At 70.4% G+C, this 15,627-nt stretch carries 12 protein-coding genes; 9 read left to right on the top strand and 3 right to left on the bottom strand.

The window, feature by feature from the left end:
• Positions 1–22: 22 nt before the first annotated feature.
• Positions 23–2,161, bottom strand: coding sequence for an anthranilate synthase component I (locus tag ACQPWU_RS26145; RefSeq protein WP_433444351.1), 2,139 nt, complete (start codon positions 2,159–2,161; stop codon positions 23–25).
• Positions 2,162–2,421: 260 nt separating this feature from the next.
• On the opposite strand from ACQPWU_RS26145, the gene ACQPWU_RS26140 reads away from it, so the two are divergent.
• From ACQPWU_RS26140 to ACQPWU_RS26115, 6 genes are all read left to right on the top strand, one after another.
• On the top strand, positions 2,422–3,612 hold the full coding sequence (locus ACQPWU_RS26140; RefSeq protein ID WP_433444350.1) for a cytochrome P450: 1,191 nt from the start codon (positions 2,422–2,424) through the stop codon (positions 3,610–3,612).
• On the top strand, positions 3,609–4,430 hold the full coding sequence (locus ACQPWU_RS26135; RefSeq protein WP_433444349.1) for an oxidoreductase: 822 nt from the start codon (positions 3,609–3,611) through the stop codon (positions 4,428–4,430). Before ACQPWU_RS26140 ends, ACQPWU_RS26135 begins: the two co-directional genes overlap by 4 nt.
• Positions 4,427–5,065: a TetR/AcrR family transcriptional regulator gene (locus ACQPWU_RS26130; protein ID WP_433444348.1), complete on the top strand. Its 639-nt coding sequence runs from the start codon at positions 4,427–4,429 to the stop codon at positions 5,063–5,065. The genes ACQPWU_RS26135 and ACQPWU_RS26130 overlap by 4 nt, the downstream gene beginning before the upstream one ends.
• A gap of 165 nt (positions 5,066–5,230) precedes the next feature.
• Positions 5,231–8,725, top strand: coding sequence for a S8 family serine peptidase (locus tag ACQPWU_RS26125; RefSeq protein ID WP_433444347.1), 3,495 nt, complete (start codon positions 5,231–5,233; stop codon positions 8,723–8,725).
• 99 nt (positions 8,726–8,824) lie between these two features.
• Positions 8,825–10,405, top strand: a complete 1,581-nt coding sequence (locus ACQPWU_RS26120; RefSeq protein WP_433444346.1) for a CocE/NonD family hydrolase — start codon at positions 8,825–8,827, stop codon at positions 10,403–10,405.
• Positions 10,387–11,328 carry a helix-turn-helix transcriptional regulator gene (locus tag ACQPWU_RS26115; protein WP_433444345.1) on the top strand — a complete coding sequence of 314 codons (942 nt, stop codon included), beginning with the start codon at positions 10,387–10,389 and terminating at the stop codon, positions 11,326–11,328. Before ACQPWU_RS26120 ends, ACQPWU_RS26115 begins: the two co-directional genes overlap by 19 nt.
• A gap of 1 nt (position 11,329) precedes the next feature.
• On the opposite strand, the gene ACQPWU_RS26110 is transcribed toward ACQPWU_RS26115, so the two are convergent.
• Positions 11,330–12,220, bottom strand: coding sequence for an SDR family oxidoreductase (locus ACQPWU_RS26110; RefSeq protein WP_433444344.1), 891 nt, complete (start codon positions 12,218–12,220; stop codon positions 11,330–11,332).
• A gap of 324 nt (positions 12,221–12,544) precedes the next feature.
• Here ACQPWU_RS26110 and ACQPWU_RS26105 point away from each other — a divergent pair, with 324 nt between their 5' ends.
• Together ACQPWU_RS26105 and mctP are read left to right on the top strand one after the other, a co-directional pair.
• Entirely contained in the window at positions 12,545–12,754 is a 210-nt protein-coding gene (locus tag ACQPWU_RS26105; RefSeq protein WP_433444343.1) for a DUF3311 domain-containing protein, read from the top strand.
• The gene (mctP, locus tag ACQPWU_RS26100; RefSeq protein WP_433444342.1) at positions 12,751–14,346 is read left to right on the top strand and encodes a monocarboxylate uptake permease MctP; all 1,596 of its coding nucleotides are present in this window, start codon (positions 12,751–12,753) and stop codon (positions 14,344–14,346) included. The genes ACQPWU_RS26105 and mctP overlap by 4 nt, the downstream gene beginning before the upstream one ends.
• A gap of 71 nt (positions 14,347–14,417) precedes the next feature.
• Here mctP and ACQPWU_RS26095 read toward each other — a convergent pair whose 3' ends face one another.
• Complete coding sequence (locus ACQPWU_RS26095) at positions 14,418–14,762, bottom strand: DUF6285 domain-containing protein (RefSeq protein WP_360709991.1); 345 nt, start codon at positions 14,760–14,762, stop codon at positions 14,418–14,420.
• A 59-nt stretch (positions 14,763–14,821) separates the two neighbouring features.
• Between ACQPWU_RS26095 and ACQPWU_RS26090 the strand changes: the two genes are divergently transcribed.
• Entirely contained in the window at positions 14,822–15,616 is a 795-nt protein-coding gene (locus ACQPWU_RS26090) for a CPBP family intramembrane glutamic endopeptidase (protein WP_433444341.1), read from the top strand.
• Positions 15,617–15,627 lie beyond the last annotated feature (11 nt).

The following is a 15,627-nucleotide window of genomic DNA, read 5'->3' as shown; positions in this document are numbered from 1 at the left end:
TTTTACCTACGGCTGGGGCCGCTTACTTGCGGCACAGGCGGAGCACGTTCGCGATGATCTTCGCGCCCGCGCCGCCCTCCTGCGTGAGGATCGACTCGGGGTGGAACTGCACGCCGAAGCGCCGCCGCTCGACGTCCTCGATGGCCATGACGTTGCCGTCGGGCGTGAGCGCGGTCGCCGTGAACCCGACGACGCCGGGCCGCTTGGCGTGCAGCGAGTGGTAGCGGGCCGCGGTGAACTCCTCGGGCAGCCCCTCCAGCAGCGCGCTGCCGGCGACCCTGGAGACCTGGCCGCGCTTGCCGTGCTCAGGGTAGTCCAGCAACTCAAGCGTGCCGCCTGCCTGCTCGACCATGGCCTGCAGCCCCAGGCATACGCCGAACACCGGCAGGTCGCGGGCGTAGATCTGGTCGAGCAGCGCCGAGATGCCGAAGTCGGACGGCCAGCCCGGCCCGGGCGAGAGCACCACCAGGTCGGGCGCGATGCCGTCGATCATGTGGGGCGGGAAGCCGTGGCGCAGCGTCACCACGTCGGCGCCTTCCTGCCGGAAGTAGTCGGCCAGCGTGTTGACGAAGGAGTCCTCGTGGTCGACGAGCAGCACCTTCATGCCCTGGCCCGGCTGCGGCCTGGGCTCGGGGACCGGCACGGAGCCCGGGCTGTTGACCGCGGCCAGGGCGCCGAGCAGGGCGCTGGCCTTGAGCTCGGTCTCGCGCTCCTCCGACTCGGGGTCGGAGTCGAACAGCAGCGTGGCCCCGGCCCGCACGGTCGCCACGCCGTGTTTGATCTGCGCGGTACGCAGGGTCAGGCCGGTGTTCATGGAGCCGTCGAAGCCGATGAAGCCGATGGCGCCGCCGTACCACCTGCGGGTGGTGGCCTCGTGGTCCTCGATGAACTGCATGGCCCACGTCTTGGGCGCGCCGGTGACCGTGACGGCCCACATATGGGTGAGGAACGCGTCGAGCGCGTCGAACTCGGGCCGAAGCCGCCCCTCGATGTGGTCGACGGTGTGGATCAGGCGGGAGTAGAGCTCGATCTGGCGGCGGCCGATGACCTTGACGGTGCCCGGGACGCAGATGCGCGACTTGTCGTTGCGGTCGACGTCGGTGCACATGGTCAGCTCCGACTCCTCCTTGACGCTGGACAGGAGGGTGCGGATCGCCTCGGCGTCCTCGACCGGGTTGCTGCCGCGGGCGATGGTGCCGGAGATGGGGCAGGTCTCGACCCGGTCGCCGGTGACCCTGACGTACATCTCGGGCGAGGCGCCGACCAGGTGCTCGCCCTCGCCGAGGCTGATGATGAACTCGTACGGCGCGGGGTTGCTGTGCCGCAGGCCGCGGTAGAAGGCGGCCGGGTCGGCGCAGGTGGCGTGGAAGACCTGGCCGGGCACGACCTCGAACAGGTCGCCGCGCTTGAACCGCTCCTTGGCGGCGGCGACGACCTTGGCGTACTCGCCCTTCTCCGGGTCCTTGGGCAGCTCGCCGGGGGTGACGGGCTCGGCGGCGGCGCCGGTGCGCTCCAGGCCGCGGGTGGTGGCGCCGTCGACGGTGAACTCGTAGCGGTATTCGACGCTGGTCTCGCGCTGCCGGTCGATCACGACGAGCCGGTCGGGCAGGTGGAGGACGAGGTCTCGCTGGTCGTCGGGGCGGACGAGCTCCTGCCTGATGGGCTCGAACTGGAAGGCCAGGTCGTAGCCGAACGAGCCGTACAGGCCCAGGTGCGGGTCGTCGCCCTTGAAGGCGGCGATGACCTCACGGATCGCGGTGAACACGGTGGGCCTTCTGCTGCGCATCTCCTCCGGCAGCAGGTCCCCTGGATCGCTGCTCGGCTCCGGTACGTGCACCGCGATGTGGTCGGGGGTGGGCTCGGCGACCGGCTTGCCCGCGGCCAGCAGGCAGGAGGCGACGGCGGGCAGCACGACCCGGCCGCGTTCGTTGAGCGCGGTGGCCGAGATGGTGCGGCCCTTGGCGACCAGCTCCAGGCACGGATCGACGTAGCCGAACGCCCATCGGCTGTAGCGGCCCGGGTAGTCCATGCCCGAGGAGAACGCACCACCGCGCCTGGTCCCGAGGGCGGTCACGATCTCTTCCAGCGCGGCCTCGTCCACCTCGCGCGCTTCGCGCTCCACCCCGATGCCCCCGGCGGTGGTATATCCGCTCGTCTCCACGTCCTGCCCCTTTACCACGTCAAATGATCGAGCCCCGGGGGCGGACACGAGAAAGGCCGCCATCCGGGGCGGCCGTCCGTTCAGGAATGCGAAACACACGCCGCCTAGGAGCGGCGCCACCACTGAAGCCGGGCGTGAGTTCGCATGGACACAGATTAACCGCCGGACCATGATCGCGCAACGCGAATCCCTCCTCCGCCACCCCGAGCCCGCGACTTTCAATACAGAGCTGTACTGTATTCATTGAAAGGAGATCCGAGATGACCGAGACCGAGGCGATCAGCCTCCCCACCGATCGGCCCACCCCGTTCGACCCGCCCGACGACCTCAACAAGCTGCGCGAGACCCGCCCCATAGCCCGTCTGGCCTACCCCGACGGCCACCGGGGCTGGCTCGTCACCAGCCACGCGCTGGTGCGCGAGGTGCTGGCCGACCGGCGCTTCAGCGCCCGCTCCGAGCTGCGGCACATCCCCATCGCGAGCACCAGCGCGGCCCAGCCCTCGCCTCCCGGGATGTTCGTCGGGATGGACCCGCCCGAGCACACCCGCTACCGCCACCTGCTCACCGGCGAGTTCACCGTGCGCAGGATGCGCCTGCTCGCCGAGCGCATAGAGGAGATCACCAAGGAGCAGCTGGACCTCATGGAGCGCCAGGGGCCTCCGGCCGACCTGGTGCAGACGTTCGCGGCGCCGGTCCCGGCGGTGGTGATCTGCGAGCTGCTCGGCGTCCCTGACCAGGACAGGGCCCGCTTCATGGCCGAGGGCGTCAAGCTCATGCGGCCGGACCTGCCGCAGGAGGAGAAGATCTCCGCGTTCCTGGCGATGCAGGCGCACATGCGCGAGCTGGTGCCGGCCAAGCGGGCCGAGCCCACCGACGACATGCTGAGCGGCCTCACCAAGAGCGACCTGACCGACGAGGAACTGGCCAACATCGGGTTCATGCTGCTGGGCGCCGGCCTCGACACGACGGCGAACATGCTCGCGCTGGGCACGTTCGCGCTGCTGCGCCACCCCGATCAGCTGACCGTCCTGCGCGACGAGCCGGAGCGGGCGGAGCAGGTGGTGGAGGAGCTGCTGCGCTACCTCAGCATCATCCCCTTCCTGGTGCGTACGGCGCTGGAGGACGTCGAACTCGGCGGCGAGCTGGTCAGAAAGGGCGAGACGGTCACCGTCTCCATCCCGTCAGCCAACCGCGACCCGCGCCGTTTCCCCGACCCCGACGTCCTCGACCTGCGCCGGGACACCGGCGGGCACGTGGGCTTCGGCCACGGCGTGCACCAGTGCCTCGGCCAGCAGCTGGCCAGGGTGGAGATGCAGGCGGGCTATCCGGCGCTGTTCAGGAGGTTCCCGTCGCTGCGGCTGGCCGTCGAGCCGGGCGAGGTGCCGCTCCGTACGGACATGCTCATCTACGGGGTGCACAGCCTCCCCGTCACCTGGGATGTGGCGCGATGAACGGCAAAGTCTGCCTCGTCACGGGCGCGTCGTCCGGGATCGGCCGCGCCACCGCCCTGGAGCTGCTGCGCGCGGGCCACACCGTCTACGGTCTGGCGCGCCGGGTGGAGAAGATGGACGTCATCCGGTCCGCCGGCGGCCACCCGATCGGCGCGGACGTCACCAGCGACGCCGACCTCGACCGCGCCGTGCGGACCATCCTCGACCAGCACCAGCGCATCGACGTGCTGGTGAACAACGCGGGCACAGCCGTGCACGGCGCCACCGAGGAGGTGCCGCTGGAGCGCGCCAGGCAGGTGTTCGAGGTCAACCTGTTCGGCCTGGCCCGGTTGACCCAGCTCGTGCTGCCGCGGATGCGCGAGCGGCGTTCGGGCACGATCGTCAACATCTCCTCGATCGCCGGCGAGATCTCTCTCCCGATGGGCGCCTGGTACCACGCCTCCAAGCACGCGCTGGAGGCGTACTCGGACTCGCTCAGGCAGGAGGTCGCCCGGTTCGGCGTGCATGTCGTGGTGGTGCAGCCCGGGATCATCAAGACCGAGTTCGAGGGCGACACGCCGCGCCAGCTGCGGGAGATCTCCGGGCACGGGCCGTACGCGCAGGTCGCGGAGTGGATGGCGCGGCGGGCCGAGGAGGGGTTCGGGCCGGGCAGCAAGGCGTCCGATCCCCGCGTGGTGGGCCAGGCCGTCGCCCGGATCGTGGCCGCGCGCGACCCGAAGCCCCGCTACGCCGTCGGCTATCTGGCCGATCTGCTGCTGTGGGTCAATAGACTCCTGCCGGACCGCCTCTACGACAAGATGGTGACCCGCCAGGCATGATGACGACCGACGACCTCGGCATGACCGGCACGCGCGCACCGCGGCCGGCTGGACGGCCACGCAGCCAGGAGGCCGATCTGGCCATCCTCACGGCCGCGCTCGACCTGCTCATCGAGTACGGCGTGGCCCAGACCAGCATCGAGCAGGTCGCCAGGCGGGCCGGCGTGACGAGGGCGACGGTCTACCGCAGGTACGCCGACAAGACCGCGCTGCTCGTACGGGCCCTGCAGTGGGCCAACCACGACAACGACCCCGATTTCATCGGCTGGCGCGACCTCGACCACATGTTCGGCGACTGGGCGGCGCATCTGTCCGAGCCGCGCAACCGGGTCCTGCTGCGCCGGGTCTTCGGCGCGGTCGACGATCATCCCGAGCTGATGAGGGCGTACCGGGAGGCCAACGCGGGGCGGCGGGCGGCGGTCGTGCGCGACGCGCTCCGCCTGGCCCAGGACCGCGGGGAGCTCCCGGCGGACGCCGACGTCGACGTGGTGCAGGAGGTCCTGAGCAGCGCGGTGATGGGCCATCTCGGCGGGCATCCCGACGACGAGGGCGCCGAGCAGATCAAGGCGTACTTCCTGGCGATCATGAAGCAGTTCGGCTATCGGCCGGCGACGAAGGGGTCCGAAAGGATCTAGTTTGGGCCCTGGTCGGCCATGTGGCGATATTTCAGCTGACCAGATTACATTTCCGCCAGTCACGTTACATTTCACGTCACCTCTTGCTTTCCGGACAAGATCTCTTCACGCTTCTCGACAGAGGCGTAAAGATCACCAGTCTCGAAAGTCTCGAAGGAGAGGCGCGTGCCCAAAACCCCCCGCTGGCGGTCGATCCTGACCGGGATCGTCGTCGTCGCAGGCTTATCCGTCCCGCAGGCCGCGGCCCACGCGGCGCCGGACCCCGCCAAAATAGAGGCGACCGTCCAGGCACGGCTGGCGCAGGACGACAAGGCCACTTTCTGGGTCCGGATGAAGGGGGCGGCCGACCTGAGCGGCGCCCGACGGGCCGTCACCAAGGACGCCAAGGCCGAGCAGGTCTTCGAGGCGAAGACCGAGCAGGCCAGGACCTCCCAGGAGGGCCTGCGCAAGCTGCTCGACTCCCGCCACGCGGACTACACCCCGTACTGGATCGTCAACGCGGTGCGGGTGACCGCGGGCGAGAAGCTTGCGGGCGAGATCGCCAACCTGCCCGAGGTCCAGAGCATCGAACCGGTCCGTACCTACGCGCTGCCCGACCCCGTTGCGGGGAAGGCGGAGAACAAGGTCAACGCGGTTGAGTGGAACATCGACCGGATCAACGCGCCGCGCGTCTGGAACGAGCTGGGCGACCGCGGCGAGGGCATCGTCGTCGCCCACATCGACACCGGCGCCCAGTTCGACCACCCCGAGCTGGTCGCGTCCTACCGCGGCAGGAACCAGGACGGCACGTTCAGCCACGACTACAACTGGTTCGACCCGGCGCACATCTGCCCGTCGGCCGCGCCGTGCGACAACAACGGCCACGGCACCCACACCATGGGCACGATGGTCGGCGCGAACGGCATCGGCGTCGCGCCCGGCGCCAAGTGGATCGCCGCCAAGGGCTGCGAGGTCAACACCTGCACCGACGCCTCCCTGCTCGCGGCCGGCCAGTGGATCCTCGCGCCCACGGACCTGAACGGCCGTAACCCGCGTCCCGACCTGGCGCCCGACATCGTCAACAACTCCTGGGGCGGCGACCCGGGCGACCCCTGGTACAAGGAGACGGTCGAGGCGTGGATCGCCGCCGGGATCTTCCCGGCGTTCGCCAACGGCAACGAGGGCCCCGCCTGCCGCACCAGCGGCTCGCCGGGCGACTACGCGATCAGCTACAGCGCGGGCGGCTTCGACGTCAACAACGCCCTGTACAACCGGTCGAGCAAGGGCGAGGGCGAGAACGGCGAGATCAAGCCGAACATCGCGGCTCCGGCCGTCAACGTGCGCTCTTCGACCCCCGGCAACACCTACAGCAGCTACACCGGCACGTCCATGGCCTCACCGCACGTGGCGGCCACGGTCGCGCTGATCTGGTCCAGTTCGCCGGGGCTGCAGGGCAATGTGGCGGCCACCCGGCCGCTGCTCGACAGCACCGCGATCGACGTCAACGACACCAGCTGCGGCGGCACCGCGGCCGACAACAACGTCTGGGGCGAGGGCAGGCTCGACGCGTACGCCGCCGTGCAGGCCGCGCCCCACGAGGGGCTCGGCGACCTGCGCGGCACGGTCACCGCGGGCGGCGCCCCCGTGGCCGGGGCGACGGTCACGGTCTCCGGGCCGCTGAGCCGCACCGTGACGACCGGCGATGACGGCACGTACGCCATCCCGCGCCTGCTGCCCGGCGACTACCAGGTCGGCGCCGAGAAGTTCGGCTACGACAAGGGCACGGGATCGGCCACGATCACGGCCGGGCAGTCCACGACCGCGGACGTGACCATGACCAGGCAGGCGGCGGGTGTGGTGTCCGGCACGGTCAGCACGGCGGGCACGCCGGAGGCAGGCGCGACGGTGGCGGCCACCGGCACGCCGGTCAGCGCGGTGACCGACGCGGCGGGCCGCTACAGCCTGACGCTGCCTGCCGGCGACTACGAGCTGACGGTCACGCCGACCTCGCGCTGCGCCAGCGGCACGACGGCGTCCGTCTCGGTGGCCGGCGACATGACCAAGGACATCGAGCTGCCGCTGCGCGGTGACAACTTCGGCTACACCTGCAAGAGCGGCGCGCAGGCGTACGTGGCGGGCACCGAGAAGCTGGCGCTGGCCGGTGACGACGAGGCCCAGCAGGTGACGCTCCCGTTCCAGGTCCCGTTCTACGGCACGGGCTACGGCAAGGCGTGGATCGGCACGAACGGGTACGTCTCGTTCGCCACCGACCGGGTCACCACCGGCAGCAACGGCCGGCTCCCGACCACGGGCACGCCGAACAACGCGGTCTACCCGTACTGGGACGACCTCACGGTGGACGCCCAGGGCGGGGTCTACACGGCGGTGACGGGCACGGCGCCGCACCGGACGTTCGTCGTGGAGTGGCGCAACGTCAACTTCTACAGCGAGAGCGACCAGCGGGTGTCGTTCTCGGCGCTGCTGGGCGAGGACGGCTCGATCGGGTTCCGGTACAAGGACATCGAGAGCGAGCGCGACCAGGGCTCCAGCGCCACCATCGGCATCGAGAACGCGGCGGGCGACGACGCCATGCTGTACTCGTACGAGGAGCCCGTGCTGTCCACCGGGCAGGGCCTGACGTTCACGGCCAGCAGGCACGGCCTGGTGACCGGCGCCGTCACCGACGCCAACGACGGGCAGCCGCTGGCAGGGGCGACGGTGAAGGTGGGCGACGTGGCCACGTTCACGACCGGCGAGGACGGCTCGTTCTACGGGCAGGTGCTGGCCGGCGACTACGACGTCGTGGTCTCCAAGGAGCACTACGGCACCTTCACCAAGACCGTCACGATCGCGCCCACCACGGTGACGCGGATCGACACGGCGCTGGTCACCGGGCGGGTGAGCGCGTCGGCCGCCGAGCTGACCGTGGTGATGCCGGCCGAGTCCACCCGCACGCGGACCCTGGAGTTGACGAACCTCGGTTCGTCCACGCCGTACACGGTGACCTCGGAGCCCTGGTTCGCCACGACGCCGGCCTCGGGCGACCTCGCCAAGGGGCAGAAGGTGATGCTGAAGGCGACGCTCTCCAGCGCGGGCGTCGCGCCGGGCACGGTGAAGACGGGCAAGCTGCTCGTCCAGTCGGCCAGCGGCCGGCAGCCGACCATCGAGGTCAAGGTGACGGTCGTGGTGCCCAAGCTTCAGGTGGCCATCGACGCGGCCGCCACCAAGAGCCTGGTCGACAGCGCCGGTGACACCTGGACGCCCGACAAGAAGTACGTCGCGGGGAGCTACGGCTACGTGGCCACCTCGACCGGCACGTCGAGCACGTCCAAGACCATCGCCGGGACCGACGACCAGGCGCTGTTCAGGACCGCCAGGGAGAAGATGCTGGAGTACCGGTTCGACAACGTGCCCGCCGGCACGTACACCGTCGAACTGGACTTCGCCGACCTCAAGAGCACGCAGCCGGGCAAGCGCGTCTTCGACGTGCTGGTCGAGGGGCAGCTGGCGATCCCGGCGCTCGACCTGGCCCTGGAGGCGGGCACGTACACGGCCGTGAGCAGGCAGTACACGGTGAAGGTCACCGACGGCCAGCTCAACGTGCGCTTCGCCACCCGGCAGGGCGCGACGATCGTGAACGGCATCCGCATCTCGGAGCGCCCGGACAAGGCGCTCTCCTAGCGGCTCCCGGGTAAGGGCGCCCGGTCCATGGGTGCCCTTACCCGGAATGGACGCCCCCGGGATACCGCACGGCGGGCGGCATATGTTACTGGTAAGTACATGAGACGCGTACGGCTCCAGCGGGATCTTCCCGTGCCGATGCCCGACGGCGTGACGCTGCTGGCCGACCACTACGACCCGGTCGGCGGCGGTAGGGCCCCGGTCATCCTGATGCGCTCCCCCTACGGCCGGCGCGGCCTGTTCGGCTGGTACTACGGCCGCGGCTTCGCCCGGCAGGGCTTCCACGTCGTGATCCAGAGCTGCCGCGGCGGCTTCGGCTCCGGCGGCCTGCTCGACCCGCTCGGCGACGAGCACGACGACGGCCTGGCCACCGTCGCCTGGCTGCGCGAGCAGCCGTGGTACGGCGGCTCGTTCGCGATGTTCGGCCCCTCCTACCTCGGCTACACGCAGTGGGCCGTCGCGGCCTACGCCGGGCCGGACCTGAGGGCCATGGCCACGCAGATCACCGCCTCCCAGTTCAGGGACGCGGCCTACGTGGGCGGCGCGTTCGCGCTGGAGTCGGCGCTGAGCTGGACCACGCTCACCGACGGCATGTCGCGCCGCTTCGGCGGCGCCGCGGTGCTGACCGCGCCCAGGCACGCCCACAGGGCGGTCCTGTCGGGCCGTCCCGTGGCCGAGCTGGACCTGGCCTCGGCCGGTCGGCAGCTCCGGTTCTACCAGGACCTGCTCACGCACCACGCCGACCCGGCCGTCCCCTATTGGGACAAGCGTGACTTCTCCCCGAAAGTGGGCGAGGTGGAGGCAGCGGTCACCATGCTGGGCGGCTGGTACGACGTGTTCCTGCCCTGGCAGCTCAAGGACTACGCGGCGATGCGCGCCGCCGGGCGGCGGCCGTACCTGACGATCGGGCCCTGGTACCACGTCGACACCCGGCACGGGCGGCCCGCCATGGCCGACGCGTCGGCCTGGTTCCGCGCCCACCTGCTGGGCGACTACTCCCGGCTGCGGGCCGAACCCGTGCGGCTCTACGTCACGGGGGCCGAGGAGTGGCGGGACTACTCCGACTGGCCGGTGCCCGGGACGCGGGAGCAGCGCTGGCACCTGCAGCACGGGTTCGGACTGGGCGTCGAGGGGCCGCTGGACTCCTCGCCCGACCGGTTCCGGTACGACCCCTCCCATCCGACGCCCGTGATCGGCGGGCCCGTGCTGCTCGGGGACTCCAGGCCGCGCGACCAGCGTCGGCTGGAGCAGCGGCGCGACGTGCTGGTGTACAGTTCAGCGGCGCTGGAGTCGGACGTGGAGATGATCGGGCCGGTGCGGGCTGAGCTGTTCGTGCGGTCGAGCACGCCGTACGTGGACGTGGTGGTGCGGGTGTGCGACGTGCACCCGGACGGGCGCTCGTTCAACGTGTGCGAGGGTGTCCGCCGTCTGGCGGACGCCGGTTCCGGGCTGCGGCGGGTGTCGGTGGATCTCTGGCCGATCGCGCACCGGTTCGGGCGCGACCACCGGATCAGGGTGCACGTGGCGGCGGGGGCGTACCCGACGATCGCCCGCAACCACGGCACCGGCGATCCCCTGGGCGGCGGCGACGGCGCGATGGTGCCCGCCGACGTCGAGGTGTTCCACTCCCCCGACCATCCGTCCTCCGTGGTGCTGCCGCTGTGCGCGCCTCACGGTTGATGTCGCTGGTCCTGCTGTTGCAGGGCCGGGGCGGGATGACGGCGGCCGAGCTGGCCGAGGAGCTGGAGGTCTCGGAGCGCACGGTGCACCGGGACGTGCTGGCGCTGTCGGAGGCGGGCGTGCCCGTGTACGCCGACCGGGGGCGGGGCGGCGGTTACCGGCTGCTCGACGGGTACCGGACCCGGCTGACCGGCCTGGACCGGGCCGAGGCGGAGGCGCTGTTCCTGTCGGGGGTGCCGGCGGCGCTGCGGGAGATGGGGCTGGAGGGGGTGGCGGCCACGGCCCGGCTGAAGGCCGCCGCCGCGCTCTCCCCCGGGCTGCGGGACGCGCCCGCCGTCGCGGCGCAGCGCTTCCACCTGGACGCGCCCGGCTGGTTCTCCGGCGACGACCCGCCGCCGGAGTCCCTCGCCCCGCTGGCCAGGGCCGTGTGGAACGACCGCCGCGTCTCGGCCGTCTACAAGGGGCGGGAACGGACGCTGGAGCCGTACGGGCTGGTGCTCAAGGCGGGCACCTGGTACCTGGCCGCGCGGCTCGGGACCCGGTTCCTGATCTTCCGGGTGCACCGGTTCGGCGCGGTGTCCGTGCTCGCGGAGCCCTTCGACCGGGACCCTCTGTTCGACCTGGCGGCCTTCTGGGCGGAGCAGTCGGCGGAGTTCAGCCGGTCGCTGCTGCGGGAGGTGATCACGTTGCGGCTCAGCGAGCGGGGGGTGCGGATGCTGCGGCACATCGCCGACCCGGCCGCCGTCGACGAGGCCCTCGCCTCGCTCCAGCCGGACGGGACGGTGCGGCTGGAGGTGGAGTCGGTGGAGGTGGCGTACTCGCAGGTGCTCCGGTTCGGGCCGGAGGCGGAGGTGCTGGATCCGCCGGAGCTGCGGGCGACGGTCGCCGACGCCGCCGCCCGCATGTCCGCCCTCTACCGTTAGGTCACCGGTAGCCGGCCGGGTCGATCTCCTTGCCCGGCTCGCGTACCTCCGTGATGAAGCTCCACACCCGTGGCCGGCTGCCGTCCACGTCCGTGAGGCCGTACGCCTCGGCCAGTTCCTCGCTCGACACCGATCTGCCCGACCAGCGCTGCCGGTCGGGGTCGCCGGCGAGGGCCGCCACGCCCCTTCCGACGTACGCGGGTGTTTCGGAGACCTGCCAGGCGATGTCCACCTCGGCCTCCCGCCAGTTGTCCTCGGTGACGCCGAAGTTGTCGAGCATGGACTCCGAGCGCAGGAAGCCCGGCGTGACCGCCACCCCGGTGCCGCCGTACGGGCGCAACTCGTTCGACCAGGCGAACCCGAGCCGGTTCACCGACATCTTGGCCAGGTCGTAGTAGACGTTCTCCCGGTAGCGGGTCTCGTTGAAGGCCCAGGTGCCGTCGGTGACCTCCACGACCAGCCCGCCCTCGTTCCTGATCATCAGCGGGAGCAGGTGGCGGCTGGTGATGATGTGGGTGTCGATCGCCAGCCTGAGCAGCCGGAGCCCCTTGTCCATGTCATGTTTCCAGACCGGCGTGTCCCAGTCCCACAGGTGCTCGCTGCCCCAGATGTCGTTGACCAGCACGTCGAGCCTGCCCTGCTCGCGGTCCACGCGCTGGGCCAGCGCCTGGACCTGGGCGGAGTCGAGGTGGTCGACCTGGACGGCGACGCCTGTCCCGCCCGCCGCCGTCACGAGCTCGGCCGTCTCCTCTATGGTCTCGGGCCGGTTCATCTCGGAGCGCTGCTCCCTCGTGCTCCTGCCGGTGCAGTAAACCGTCGCGCCTGCCGCGCCCAGCGCGACCGCGATGCCCCGTCCCGTTCCGCGGGTCGCTCCCGCTACCAAAGCAATCATGCGAGCGATCGTTTCCCGAATACCCGACATCTCGTGTCATCTTTTCCGCCGGGCTCTGGCGTCCCTACAGGCCACTGGCGCGGTGGGGTGACCGTTCGGCGCGGGGAAACGACCATTCGGCGAGGGTGCTGGGATCGCGGCATTGGCGTGTTTAGAGTTGCGCCAGGTGCAGGCGTGGCGCTCACCGGGCGGCTCAGATCATTTAGGCCAAAACGTAATACTAACGGCATTTGGTTTAATACCTCCGTAAAGCTAACCTCCCTCCATTGACTAGCCGTCAGGAACCGGTCAAAGACGGGTCCTGATCCACTCATCGGAGGGTCGATGACTACCGGGGAACCCGGGCAGCCACGCACCGACCGCAGCCCTTGGAACTGGCTGCTGGTCCTGCCCATCGTGCTGCCGCTGCTGACGTTCCTGTTCAACGCCGACGAGCCCCGCCTGCTGGGCTTCCCGCTCTTCTACTGGCTGCAGCTCGCCTTCATCGTGGTCGGCGTCACGACCACGACCATCGTCTACAGGATGACCAAATGAGCGGGCACACGACCGAGCTGGTCGTCTTCATCCTGCTGTTCGTCCTGGTCAGCGGCATGGGGTTCGTGGCCGCGCGGTGGCGGCGGCCGAACGACCTGGCGAGCCTGAACGAGTGGGGCCTGGGCGGGCGCAGCTTCGGGTCGTGGATCACGTGGTTCCTCGTGGGCGGCGACCTCTACACCGCCTACACGTTCGTGGCGGTGCCGGCGCTGGTGTTCAGCTCCGGCGCGCTGGGGTTCTACGCGCTGCCGTACACGGTCGTGGTGTATCCGCTGGTGTTCCTGGTGCTGGCCCGGATGTGGTCGGTGTCGCACGTGCACGGCTTCGTCACCCCGGCCGACTTCGTACGGGCCCGCTTCGGCTCGCCGACCCTGGCGCTGGTCATAGCGATCACCGGTCTGGTGGCGACGATGCCGTACATCGCGCTCCAGCTGGTGGGCATCGAGGCTGTGCTGAAGTCGATGGGCATCACCGGGCACCTGCCGATCATCATCGCGTTCGCGATCCTGGCCGCGTACACGTACCAGTCGGGCCTGCGGGCGCCGGCACTGATCGCGTTCGTCAAGGACGCGCTGATCTACATCGTGATCCTGGCCGCGGTGATCTACATCCCGGCCAAGCTGGGTGGATGGGGCTCGATCTTCGACGCGGCCAAGGCCAAGTTCGACGCCACCCCCGCGCCCGGCGACGGCATCATCCTCAACGCCAACAACCAGCTCCAGTACGTGACGCTGGCGTTCGGCTCGGCGCTGGCGCTGTTCCTCTACCCGCACAGCCTCACCGGCGTGCTGGCCTCCAAGAACCGCAACGTCATCAAGCGGAACATGTCGGCGCTGCCCGCCTACAGCTTCGTGCTCGGCCTGATCGCGCTGCTCGGCTTCATGGCCATCGCGGCGGGCACCAAGCCGGTCGGGACCGACACCAACACGATCGTGCCGATGCTGTTCGACCAGCTGTTCCCCGACTGGTTCGCGGGCGTCGCGTACGCGGCCATCGGGATCGGCGCGCTCGTCCCGGCGGCGATCATGTCGATCGCGGCGGCGAACCTGTTCACCCGCAACATCTACCGCGAGTACCTCAACAAGAACGCCACCGACGCCCAGGAGGCCAACGTCTCCAAGATCGTGTCGCTGGTCGTCAAGGTGGGCGCGGTGCTGTGCATCCTGCTGCTCGACCCGCAGTTCTCGATCGACCTGCAGCTCATCGGCGGCGTGATCATCCTGCAGACGCTGCCGTCGGTGGCGCTGGGCCTCTACACGCGCTGGTTCCACAAGGGCGGCCTGATCGCGGGCTGGGCGGCCGGCCTGGTGGCGGGCATGTGGATGCTGTATCTCATCCCGAACCCGGTCAAGCACCAGCTGCACTTCGGCGGCTCGGCGTTCCCGCTGTCGAACCTGGGCTTCGACACCAAGATGACGCTCTACGCCGGGTTCCTGGCGCTGATCGTCAACCTGGTGGTGGCGGCCCTGGGCACGCTGCTGTTCCGGGCGATCAAGGTGGCGGACGGTGAGGACGCGACGACCCGCGACGAGTACTTCGCGGACGAGGGCGACCCGAGGGTGAAGGACCTGGATCTGGCCGACTCCCACTGACCGGCCCGACCACTGATCGGCCCGGCCGCTGATCCGGCTGACGGCCCGCCCCACCGCGAGGGGGCGGGCCGTCAGTCTGTCAGGTACGCCGGGTTGGCGACCTCCAGTTTCGCCCGTACGGCCTGCTCCAGGGCCGCGACGAGGGCGTGGTCGTCCTCGACGCGGCCCTCGCGGATGGCGGCGGCCAGCTCCGCGTCGTCGGCCACGCCCAGCCCGGCCAGCCGCGCCGCGTGCTCGCCGGCTTGGGAAGGGCCGAGCGAGATCTCCCGCTCCACCATGCCGAGCACGTTGATCGCCACCCGCGTGTGGAACCGCACCCGCCCGTCCACGGCCGGGAGCACGTCGCTCTCGAGGAAGTCACGGACGGCGGCCACGAGCTGGGACGCCGTGGGCACATCGTGCGGGGCAGGTGTCATCTGGAATCCTCAATTCGGCGTTTATCTTGACCCGATCAATGAACGGTTACCCTGCGGCCATGCGCACTGAGTCTCCCACCGCGTCCTTTCCTGGGCCTCCCCTGGTGCTCGCGCCGAAGCTCATCCGGGCCGAGGTGCTCGTCGTGTTCTCCGTTTCGCTCGGCGCCAGCGCCCTCGTGGCGCTCGTCCGGCTGATCGGCGCGCTCACGGCGCCCAAGGAGCTGAAGGGCCAGCAGGCGGTGCTCGTCGGGTCGATGGCGCCCGGGCGGCCGTGGCTGGACCTGGCACTGCAGCTCGTCGACATCGCGATCACGGTGGCGCCGGTCGGGCTGGTGGCCTACCTGATGGTGCGCTCCGGGGAGTCGCTGCGCACGATCGGCGTGGACTTCCGGAACAAGGCCCGTGACGCGGTGCGCGGGGCGCTGCTGGCGGCGGCGATCGGCGGCACCGGGCTGGCGTTCTACCTCGCCGTGTGGGCGGCGGGCGTCAACCTGACCGTGGTCCCGGGTCAGCTCCCGCAGGTGTGGTGGCAGGTGCCCGTGCTGCTGCTCGCGGCCGCGCAGAACGGGGTCCTGGAGGAGGTGCTCGTCGCCGGATACCTGCTGCACCGCCTGGAGCAGGCCGGATGGAGTCCGTGGAAGGCCGTCGCGGTGTCGTCGGTGCTGCGGGGGTCGTACCACCTCTATCAGGGGTTCGGGGGATTCATCGGGAACGTCGTGATGGGGCTGGTGTTCGGGCGGCTGTACCAGCGGGGGGGCCGGGCCATGCCGCTGGTCGTGGCGCACACGCTGATCGACGCCGTCGCCTTCGTCGGGTACGCCATCCTGCACGGCCGCGTGAGCTGGCTGCCCTGAATCCGTTGGCC

The sequence above is a fragment of the Nonomuraea sp. CA-141351 genome (assembly GCF_050944675.1).
Classification (GTDB): Bacteria; Actinomycetota; Actinomycetes; order Streptosporangiales; family Streptosporangiaceae; genus Nonomuraea.
The sequence above is the reverse complement of the archived record's forward strand: the minus strand, read 5'-3'. Positions and strand labels throughout refer to the sequence as shown.

Excerpts from the sequence above, each read along its gene's own strand:
- ACQPWU_RS26140 (WP_433444350.1), top strand. The coding sequence starts at position 2,422 with ATGACCGAGACCGAGGCGATCAGCCTCCCCACCGATCGGCCCACCCCG.
- ACQPWU_RS26135 (WP_433444349.1), top strand. The coding sequence starts at position 3,609 with ATGAACGGCAAAGTCTGCCTCGTCACGGGCGCGTCGTCCGGGATCGGC.
- ACQPWU_RS26130 (WP_433444348.1), top strand. The coding sequence starts at position 4,427 with ATGATGACGACCGACGACCTCGGCATGACCGGCACGCGCGCACCGCGG.
- ACQPWU_RS26120 (WP_433444346.1), top strand. The coding sequence starts at position 8,825 with ATGAGACGCGTACGGCTCCAGCGGGATCTTCCCGTGCCGATGCCCGAC.
- ACQPWU_RS26110 (WP_433444344.1), bottom strand. The coding sequence starts at position 12,220 with ATGATTGCTTTGGTAGCGGGAGCGACCCGCGGAACGGGACGGGGCATC.
- ACQPWU_RS26105 (WP_433444343.1), top strand. The coding sequence starts at position 12,545 with ATGACTACCGGGGAACCCGGGCAGCCACGCACCGACCGCAGCCCTTGG.
- mctP (WP_433444342.1), top strand. The coding sequence starts at position 12,751 with ATGAGCGGGCACACGACCGAGCTGGTCGTCTTCATCCTGCTGTTCGTC.
- ACQPWU_RS26095 (WP_360709991.1), bottom strand. The coding sequence starts at position 14,762 with ATGACACCTGCCCCGCACGATGTGCCCACGGCGTCCCAGCTCGTGGCC.
- ACQPWU_RS26090 (WP_433444341.1), top strand. The coding sequence starts at position 14,822 with ATGCGCACTGAGTCTCCCACCGCGTCCTTTCCTGGGCCTCCCCTGGTG.